Here is an 8,602-nt window from a genome sequence, read left to right as displayed (position 1 = left end):
CCGCGCCCCCCCGTCAACCCGTTCACCTGCAATCAAATGCATCCCATGCGGTCTATGCGTCATATCTGTGCCTTTCAGTTTTCATATGTCAGTTGCGCGCGGCGCTGCGCGCGAAGGTCCAATGCCCTATAGCAAGCCGCGCGCGGCAAGGTTGCGCATCAGGGCGCTTGTGCCGAATGTCCAGCGCGGGGCTTTCGTGGAACACATAACAGTGTTGACCAGTTGGCCCAACCCCGCCGTGGAAATTGTTACGCGGTCCTGCGCATGATGGGTAAAGCCTGCGCCCTTGGCATCGCGGTCGGCCACGGGGGCAAACATCGTGCCCAGATACAGCATGAACCCGTCGGGATATTGATGATGTGCGCCACAGGTCTGCGCCGCCAGATCCGCCGGATCGCGGCTGATTTCGCGCATCGAGGAATGGCCGGTCAGCTGGAAGCCGTCCACCCCGTCAATGGTCATGTCCAGATCGGCAGTGCGGATGTCATCCAGCCCGAAACGATCATCAAACAGCCGGATGAAGGGGCCAAGTGCGGCGGAGGCGTTATTGTCCTTGGCCTTGCCCAGCAGCAGCGCCGAGCGCCCCTCGATGTCGCGCAGATTGACGTCATTGCCCAGACAAGCGCCCAGAATGCGCCCGTCTGATGCGCAGGCCAGCACGATTTCGGGTTCGGGGTTGTTCCAGCTGCTGGACGGGTGCAGGCCCACCGCCGCGCCATGCCCGACCGCAGACATGGGCTGTGCCTTGGTGAACACCTCGGCGTCGGGGCCAATGCCAACTTCCAGATATTGCGACCACAGGTTTTCGGCCTGCAGCACCGATTTCACGCGCGCGGCCTCGGCTGATCCGGGCACAAGGTCGCGCAGGCTGTCGCCGATAACGCCCGATACCTTGGCGCGGATCGCGTCGGCGCGCGCGGCGTCACCGCCTGCGCGTTCCTCGATCACCCGCTCCAGCATGGAACGTGCGAAGGTCACGCCGCACGCCTTGACCGCCTGCAGGTCGCAGGGCGCCAGATAGCGCAGGTCGTTTTCGCCCGCGTCGGGGTGGCTGGCGCTGTCCAGTTCGTCCAGCGTGCAAACCGGCGTGCCGGTGGTGTTTTGCACATGCGCCAGCGGGTCGGGCAGTTCCAGCAGATCGCGCATGGTGGGCGCGGCCTTGGTGGTGATGTCGATGATCTGGCCGTTGCGCAGGGTCACAAGGCTGGGGCCGGTATCAGGCCGCCAGATGCGGCCCACATACACGCCGGCATCGTCCAGAGTCTGGTTATGTGTCATAGTCCGGTCTTTCTGGTTCAGTGATTGTCGCGGGGCAGGTCGTGGCGGATACGCTGATAGGCGGTTGCCAGTTCCAGACAGCCCCCGTCAGCCAGTTGGCCGACATGGGTGCGGTAAATTTCCTGCCACGGCGTCTGATGGCGGATTTCGGGCGCGGTCCAGGCATCGCGGCGGGCCTGCCATTCGGCGGGGTCCACCAGCGCATCCAGACGGCTGGCATTCAGGTCCAGCCGCACACGGTCGCCGGTTTGCAACAACGCAAGCCCCCCGCCGACAACCGATTCAGGGCTGGCATTCAGGATGGACGGGGATTCCGATGTGCCCGATTGCCGCCCGTCGCCCACAGTGGGCAAATGGTTCACACCTGCGCGCAGCAGCGCGTCCGGCGGCTGCATGTTCACCACCTCGGCGGAACCGGGATAGCCCACGCAACCCACACCGCGAATGAACAGGATGGTTTCCTCATCAATGCCAAGGGCGGGATCGTTGATACGGTCGTGGTAATCCTCCGGCCCTTCAAACACGACGGCGCGTGCTTCAAAAACACCCTCCTGCCCCGGTTTTGACAGGAACCGCGCGCGGAAATCGGGCGAGATGACAGAGGTTTTCATCAACGCAGAGTCGAACAGATTGCCCGACAGCACCAGAAAGCCCGCATTTTCACGCAAGGGCGCGCTGACCGGCAGAATGACATCGGTATCAAGGCTGGCCCAATCGCCCAGGGCTGCGCCCATTGTGGCGCCGCTGGCGGTCATCGCACCGTCATGCAACAGCCCAGCCTTGCGCAATTCGCCCATCACGGCAGGCACGCCGCCCGCACGGAAAAAACTTTCGCCAAGATATTTGCCTGCGGGTTGCATATTGACCAGCAGCGGCACGTTGAAGCCGGTTTTCTGCCAGTCGGTGACATGCAGATCGACCCCCGCATGGCGGGCAATGGCCTGCAAATGGGGCGGCGCGTTCGTGGACCCGCCAATGGCGGAATTCACGATGATGGCGTTTTCAAACGCCTCGCGCGTCAGAATATCGGATGGTTTCAGGTCCTCATGGACCATTTCCACAATACGCCGCCCCGTTTCATAGGCCATGGCCATACGTTCGCGGAACGGTGCGGGAATGGCGGAACTGCCGGTCAGCGTCATGCCAAGGGCTTCGGCCATGGCGTTCATGGTGCTGGCCGTGCCCATGGTGTTGCAATGCCCAAGGCTGGGCGCAGACGCGCAAACGCGAGAGATGAATTCGTCATACTCGATCTTGCCCTCGCTTAGCAGGCGGCGGCTTTCCCAGACAATCGTGCCTGATCCCGCGCGCTTGCCCTGCCACCAGCCGTCCAGCATTGGCCCGCCATTCAGCGCAATCGCAGGCAGATCGACCGTTGCCGCGCCCATCAACATGGCGGGTGTGGTCTTGTCGCAGCCCGTGGTCAGAACCACCCCGTCAATGGGGTAGCCGTGCAGCACCTCAACCAGCGACAGATAGGCAAGGTTGCGGTCCAGTGCGGCAGTCGGGCGTTTGCCGGTTTCCTGAATGGGATGGACCGGAAATTCCATGGGAATACCGCCTGCATCGCGAATGCCCGCCTTGATGCGGTCCATCAGGAACACATGGATCTTGTTGCAGGGCGCAAGGTCGCTGCCGGTCTGGGCAATGCCGATGACGGGGCGTTCGCCCTGCAATTCGGCGCGGGTGTATTCCTGATTCAGATACCGTTCCAGATACAGCGCGGTCATGCCGGGGTTGTTGGGGTTGTCGAACCATTCCTGCGAACGGAATTTCTTGTGGGCGCGCGTGTCGGACATATTGATTTCTTGCCTTTGTATATTGGGTCGTTCGGGCATTCGGGTGGATCGCAGACTTGTGTGATCTGCGCAGCTACAGATGGTCTATTTCGGGGATCGCATCATCCCCCCTTTTGCTGGCGTGATGTGCTGGCGCGGACCATGACATCATAGCCGGCATCGATGATGCGTTGTTGTGGCAGGGCACCGTTCAGCTGATTCATTATCATGTTAACAGCCGTAAGGCCGGTTTCATAGCGGCGGGTGCGCACGGATGTGATGGTCGGCACCGAACATGACACGACATCCAGATCGTTAAAGCCAACAATTCCGATCTGTTCAGGCACGCGCAACCCGCGCCGCTGGCATTCAAACAGCGCCCCGAGTGCCACGTCGTCATTGTTGCAGAACACGGCATCCGCATCGGGTGCGCTGGCCAGCAGGTCTGCCATCAACTGCCCGCCCACAGAATAGGCGGACGGATGGGGCGTGGTAATGACCAGCGCATCATCGGACAGGCCATGCGCTGACATGATGTCATTATAGCCCGCAAGGCGGCGCTGCGCGCGCGGGTCCATGCGCGCCCCCAGAAAGCCGATTCGGCGGTAACCCTGATCAAGCAGGTGGCGCACGGCCGCGCGCCCCGCATCCTGTTGGTCGCAGCCAATCACCATATCGACGGGGTCGGGTGTTGTTTCCATGACCTGCACCACAGGGCAACCCATTTCCAGAAGCAACTGACGCGCTGCCGCAGACTGGTCAATGCCTGCCACAATCATACCGGCGGGGCGTTGCGTGGCGAAAACACGCAGCAACTCTTCCTCTCGGGTCAGTTTGTAGCGGGTATTCACGAACTGGGGCGTGTAGGTGGTCCCTTCCAGCCCGTCCATGACGCCGCGCAGCAATTCCGCAAAGATCTGGTTGGTCAGCGACGGAATCACCACGCCAATCAGGCGTGAGCGCGCCGAGGCAAGCGCTTGTGCGGCGGGATTGGGGACATATCCAAGCGTTCTGACCGCATCCGCAACCTTGTCGCGCGTGTCCTGCGACACAAGTTCCGGCTGCCGCAATGCGCGGGACACAGTGACAACGCTTACATTCGCATGCAGCGCAACATCAGACAGCTTAATTGCCTTCTTTTGTGCGTTCTGGTCCTTCATAACTGCAAGCCTGCATCCGGAATTATGTAATTGGCATTTGACAATGATATACGCTTTCATTTAGGAAATCACAACCGATTAATGGCTGGACCCAACCATTGATCACCAATCCGGGAGGGGCATGTGAAGTATTTGGCGCGACTCGAACTGATTGCTGTCAGGTTGGGTGAATTTGCATTGGTTGCCTTGCTTGCAGGCATGACCGTCATGGTGTTCGGCAATGTCGTGCTGCGCTATGCGTTCAATAGCGGCTGGAACTTCTCCGAGGAGATGTCGCGCTATTTCTTTGTCTGGCTGACCTTTATCGGGGCCATTCTGGCGTTTCGCGAATACAACCATATCGGCGTTGAAACATTGGTGCGGCAATTCGGGCCGATGGGGCGCCGCATCTGTCTGGCGCTGACAAATCTGGTGATTCTGGTCTGCGCGGGTGTGCTGTTCTGGGGAACATGGGTGCAGCACCCGATCAACGCATCGATGACTACGCCGGTGGTCGGGTTGTCAATGATCTGGGTGTACGGGATCACATATGTCACTGGCGGATGCATCGCGCTGATGGCGTTCGTGCGGATTATCCGCGCCGTTACCGGACATACACCACCCGAAGAAATGGCACGTTTCACAGGTGATTTTGATTTGCTTGACCAGAAGGATCGGCAATAATGGTACTGCTGATTTTTCTGGGAACGCTGTTTTTCGGGCTGGCGCTGGTCGTTCCGGTGGCCTTCGCGCTGATGTTCTGCGCAGTTGTGCTGATGACATGGATGGGGCTGTTCAACCCCCAGATCATCAGCCAGCAAATGGTGACAGGGGCCAATTCCTTCACGCTACTGGCCATTCCGTTCTTTTTGCTGGCGGGCGAATTGATGAATGCAGGCGGGTTGTCCAAGCGGATTGTGGCGTTTGCCGTGTCCTGCGTTGGCCATATTCGCGGGGGGCTGGGTATTGTTGCCGTAATCGCGGCGGTGGTGATGGCATCGCTTTCGGGGTCTGCCGCAGCGGATTCCGCAGCGCTGGCGGCGATCCTGATCCCCATGATGCGCGAGGCGGGCTATAACGTGCCGCGCGCGGCGGGGCTGATGGCGGCGGGTGGTGTGATTGCACCTGTGATCCCCCCGTCTATTGCGTTTATCATCTTCGGTGTTGCGGCCAATGTGTCGATCACGGCGCTGTTCATGGGGGGCATTGTGCCCGGCATCATGATGGCGGCGTCACTGATCATTGCATGGCTGATTGTCGCACGGCGCGAAAACGTCAAACCGCTGCCCCGCGCCACGGGCCGCGAACGGCTGCGCGCCACTGCGGCCGCCGGCTGGGCACTGGTCATGCCGCTGATCATTCTGGGCGGTATCCGTTTTGGCATTTTCACACCGACAGAAGCGGCCGTTATTGCGGCTGTCTATGCGTTCTTCGTGGGCATGTTCGTCTACCGCGAACTGAAGCTGGCGCATCTTTATCAGGTGCTGTTGAACGCGGCGAAAACCACATCGGTTGTGCTGTTTCTGGTTGCGGGTGCGCTGGTCACATCGTGGCTGATTACGCGGGCCAATATCCCCGCAGAGGTGACACGCTTTCTGGCGCCGGTTCTGGACAACCCCAAGCTGCTGATGCTGGTGATTGTGCTGCTGGTGCTGGTGGTGGGCACGGTTCTGGACCTTGCGCCGACGATCCTGATTCTGGTGCCGGTTCTTATGCCTGTCATTCGTGCGGCGGGAATCGATCCGGTGTATTTCGGGATCATTTTCGTGATGACCACCTGTGTGGGCCTTCTGACGCCGCCGGTGGGTGTTGTTTTGAATGTGGTCAGCGGTGTGGCGCGCGTTCCCTTGGGCAAGGTGATCTGGGGCGTGTTGCCCTTCCTTGCGGCGCAAGTGGGCGTGTTGCTGGTGCTGATCGCGTTCCCCGAACTTGTTCTGGTGCCGCTGCAATGGCTGCGCTGAGAGGAAGAAACCTGTTTTCAATCTGGGAGGAAAGACCATGAAAACCCTGACAAAACTAACCATGACAACCGCGCTTGTTGCAGGCATTGCATTGCCTGCAGTGGCCGATATCAGCACGCGCACCATCACGGTGTCCAACGGGGTCGCCGAGTCCCACCCTGTTGGCAACGGCATCGAGGCCATGCGCGAATGCATCACCGATCGCACGGACGGGGCGTGGACGCTGAACGCGTTCTGGTCCTCGGCGCTGGGCGATGACCTGACAGCAACGCAGGCGCTGCGGTCGGGCACACAGGAAATGGTTGTCACCTCCTCCTCGCCGCTGGTTGGTATCGAACCGGCGCTGGGCGTGTTCGACCTGCCGTTCCTGTTTTCCAATGCCGAAGAAGCAGATGCCATTCTGGACGGCGCATTCGGTGATTTCATCGCCGAACGCATGGAAAATTCCGGTCTGGTCAATCTGGCCTATTGGGAAAACGGGTTCCGCAACCTGACCAACTCGGTGCGTCCCATCACGCGGCTGGAAGATTTTGACGGCATGCGCGTGCGCGTGATGCAAAACAACATCTTCCTGGACACGTTCCAGGCGCTGGGCACCAATGCCACGCCCATGGCCTTTGGCGAAGTGTTCACCGCGCTGGAAACCCGCGCCATCGACGCGCAGGAAAACCCCTATGTGACCATCGACACGTCGCAATTCTATGAAGTGCAGGACTACCTGTCGGCCACGCAACATGCCTACACGCCGTTCATGATCCTGTTCTCGGCCCCGATTTTTAACACCTATTCGGAAACCGAGCAGGAAATCCTGCGCGATTGCGCCGTTGTGGGCCGTGACGTGCAGCGCAGCGTCAGCCGTGAATTGTCGGATGTGTCGCTGAACAATGTGCAGGAAGCCGGCATGGCGTTCAACGAGTTGGACGGCGCCGAACTGAACCGCATCCGCGCCGCTGTCGAGGGGGTGTATGAAAAACACGCCGAGTCGATCGGCGTTGACGTGATCGACATGATGCAGTCGGAACTTGCCAAACTGCGCGGCGAATAAGCCGGTTTGATCCGCATGCGGGGGGGCAATCGTCCCCCCGCATGTTTTTCCAGACTTTCAGAAATGATGTGATGCAATGACGCGCATGACCCCGACCCTTGCGGGTCTGGCCCTTATGCTGCTTGGCATGTTCCTGTTTGCGTCGAATGACGCATTGGGGAAATGGCTGGTCAGCAGTTATTCGGTAGGTCAGGTTCTGGCCATCCGCAGTCTTGCGGCGTTGGCCGTGTTGCTGCCGTTCCTGTATGCGTTCGGGTTCCGCAGGCTGTTTCACGTCGAACGTCCCGGCATCCAGTTTGCGCGCGTTGTGCTGTCCACCGCCGAGGTGTTCTGCTTCTACTTCGCGGTGCGCCACATGCCCCTTGCCGACACCATGACATTCTGGCTGGCCGCACCCATTTATGTGGCGGTGCTGTCGCCCTTGTTGCTGCGCGAAACCGTCAGCCCGTTGCGTTGGGGCGCGGTGGTTGTGGGGTTCGTCGGTGTGTTGATTGCGCTGAAACCCAGTGGCGAAGGGGCGGGGCTTGCAACTGTGGTGGCCATTGTCGGATCACTGTGCTTCGCGCTGATGATGATCACAGGGCGCTACTTGCGCGGCACACCCGACATGACGCTGGTTTTCTGGCAGTTGATTGGGGCAGGCGTCGCTGGCGTGATAGCAGCGCCTGTGGGCTGGTCCATGCCTGGATCATTTGACTGGGGCTTGCTGGCGCTGGTGGGGGTGGTGGCGATGGGCGCGCATCTGTGCGTGAACCGCGCGCTGAAACTGGCCGATGCCGCGCTGATCGCCCCGTTGCAATACACCCTTCTGCTGTGGGCCGTGATCCTTGGCTGGATCTTCTTTGGCGATATTCCGCGCCTTGCCATGCTGGCAGGTGCGATGGTGATCATCCTGTCCGGTCTGGTGCTGGTGCTGCCGGAAAAGCGGATCAAGGCCGTGCTGACGCAACGCTGGCGCAAGGAAAAAGCCCCCTGAGCCGCTGACGGTTCGGGGCAAGTGCGGTCAGGGGGCGCAATACATGCAAAAGCGGGCAGAGTTTCCTCCGCCCGATTGCCTTCTTTCAGTGTTCCGGCCAGCTAGGAGGCGTGTGATGCAAAGCTGACGCCTAAAGCTTACTTAAAGCGATCCTTAGAGCTACTACTGAAACGCCGAAACGCCTTGAAAGCAGCTCCTCGTCGTGCCCATGAAGACTCTGCGCAGACATCAGTGCACCGTCACCAAATATTATAGCTTCCACAAACTCGTTTGCTTCACGCTCTTGAAGCTGTTCGTTAGTATCGTAAAAGTGCAAACCACCCGCACGATTTAAATCTGGTGCAAATGGGTCTTCGTTCTTGTGCAGCAGAAAGTGCATTATTTCATGCAATACAGTCCATCGCCGGACGACCACATCATCGTAT

Annotated in this window: 8 protein-coding genes; 4 read left to right on the top strand and 4 right to left on the bottom strand. The window is 59.8% G+C overall.

The genetic code is table 11. The features are described from left to right. Nucleotides 1-126: 126 nt before the first annotated feature. The 3 genes from ACTIE1_RS16545 to ACTIE1_RS16535 all read right to left on the bottom strand — a co-directional run bounded on the left by ACTIE1_RS16545 (nt 127) and on the right by ACTIE1_RS16535 (nt 4,216). Nucleotides 127-1,278 (bottom strand): fumarylacetoacetate hydrolase family protein, encoded by a 1,152-nt coding sequence (locus ACTIE1_RS16545; protein WP_439562965.1) that lies wholly within the window; start codon nt 1,276-1,278, stop codon nt 127-129. A gap of 17 nt (nt 1,279-1,295) precedes the next feature. Continuing rightward, nucleotides 1,296-3,077: an IlvD/Edd family dehydratase gene (locus ACTIE1_RS16540; RefSeq protein ID WP_439562966.1), complete on the bottom strand. Its 1,782-nt coding sequence runs from the start codon at nt 3,075-3,077 to the stop codon at nt 1,296-1,298. Between the two features lie 101 nt (nt 3,078-3,178). After that, nucleotides 3,179-4,216, bottom strand: a complete 1,038-nt coding sequence (locus tag ACTIE1_RS16535; RefSeq protein WP_439562967.1) for a LacI family DNA-binding transcriptional regulator — start codon at nt 4,214-4,216, stop codon at nt 3,179-3,181. Between the two features lie 132 nt (nt 4,217-4,348). Here ACTIE1_RS16535 and ACTIE1_RS16530 point away from each other — a divergent pair, with 132 nt between their 5' ends. From ACTIE1_RS16530 to ACTIE1_RS16515, 4 genes are all read left to right on the top strand, one after another. Next, nucleotides 4,349-4,879 (top strand): TRAP transporter small permease, encoded by a 531-nt coding sequence (locus ACTIE1_RS16530; protein WP_439563501.1) that lies wholly within the window; start codon nt 4,349-4,351, stop codon nt 4,877-4,879. Next, nucleotides 4,879-6,156 carry a TRAP transporter large permease gene (locus ACTIE1_RS16525; RefSeq protein WP_439563500.1) on the top strand — a complete coding sequence of 426 codons (1,278 nt, stop codon included), beginning with the start codon at nt 4,879-4,881 and terminating at the stop codon, nt 6,154-6,156. The genes ACTIE1_RS16530 and ACTIE1_RS16525 overlap by 1 nt, the downstream gene beginning before the upstream one ends. A gap of 37 nt (nt 6,157-6,193) precedes the next feature. Then, complete coding sequence (locus ACTIE1_RS16520; protein WP_439562970.1) at nt 6,194-7,201, top strand: TRAP transporter substrate-binding protein; 1,008 nt, start codon at nt 6,194-6,196, stop codon at nt 7,199-7,201. 76 nt (nt 7,202-7,277) lie between these two features. Next, on the top strand, nt 7,278-8,177 hold the full coding sequence (locus tag ACTIE1_RS16515; protein ID WP_439562971.1) for a DMT family transporter: 900 nt from the start codon (nt 7,278-7,280) through the stop codon (nt 8,175-8,177). Nucleotides 8,178-8,307: 130 nt separating this feature from the next. Here the strand turns inward: ACTIE1_RS16515 and ACTIE1_RS16510 are convergent. After that, nucleotides 8,308-8,602, bottom strand: a 295-nt coding sequence (locus ACTIE1_RS16510; RefSeq protein ID WP_439563499.1) for an ImmA/IrrE family metallo-endopeptidase, incomplete at its 5' end; no start/stop codon positions are given.

This window comes from Roseinatronobacter sp. (assembly GCF_051859525.1).
In the GTDB taxonomy this organism is placed as follows: Bacteria; Pseudomonadota; Alphaproteobacteria; order Rhodobacterales; family Rhodobacteraceae; genus Roseinatronobacter.
The sequence above is the reverse complement of the archived record's forward strand: the minus strand, read 5'-3'. Positions and strand labels throughout refer to the sequence as shown.

What these genes read in the sequence shown, in the direction of transcription:
- ACTIE1_RS16515 (WP_439562971.1), top strand. Translation starts at nt 7,278, where the DNA reads ATGACGCGCATGACCCCGACCCTTGCGGGTCTGGCCCTTATGCTGCTT.
- ACTIE1_RS16535 (WP_439562967.1), bottom strand. Translation starts at nt 4,216, where the DNA reads ATGAAGGACCAGAACGCACAAAAGAAGGCAATTAAGCTGTCTGATGTT.
- ACTIE1_RS16525 (WP_439563500.1), top strand. Translation starts at nt 4,879, where the DNA reads ATGGTACTGCTGATTTTTCTGGGAACGCTGTTTTTCGGGCTGGCGCTG.
- ACTIE1_RS16545 (WP_439562965.1), bottom strand. Translation starts at nt 1,278, where the DNA reads ATGACACATAACCAGACTCTGGACGATGCCGGCGTGTATGTGGGCCGC.
- ACTIE1_RS16520 (WP_439562970.1), top strand. Translation starts at nt 6,194, where the DNA reads ATGAAAACCCTGACAAAACTAACCATGACAACCGCGCTTGTTGCAGGC.
- ACTIE1_RS16540 (WP_439562966.1), bottom strand. Translation starts at nt 3,077, where the DNA reads ATGTCCGACACGCGCGCCCACAAGAAATTCCGTTCGCAGGAATGGTTC.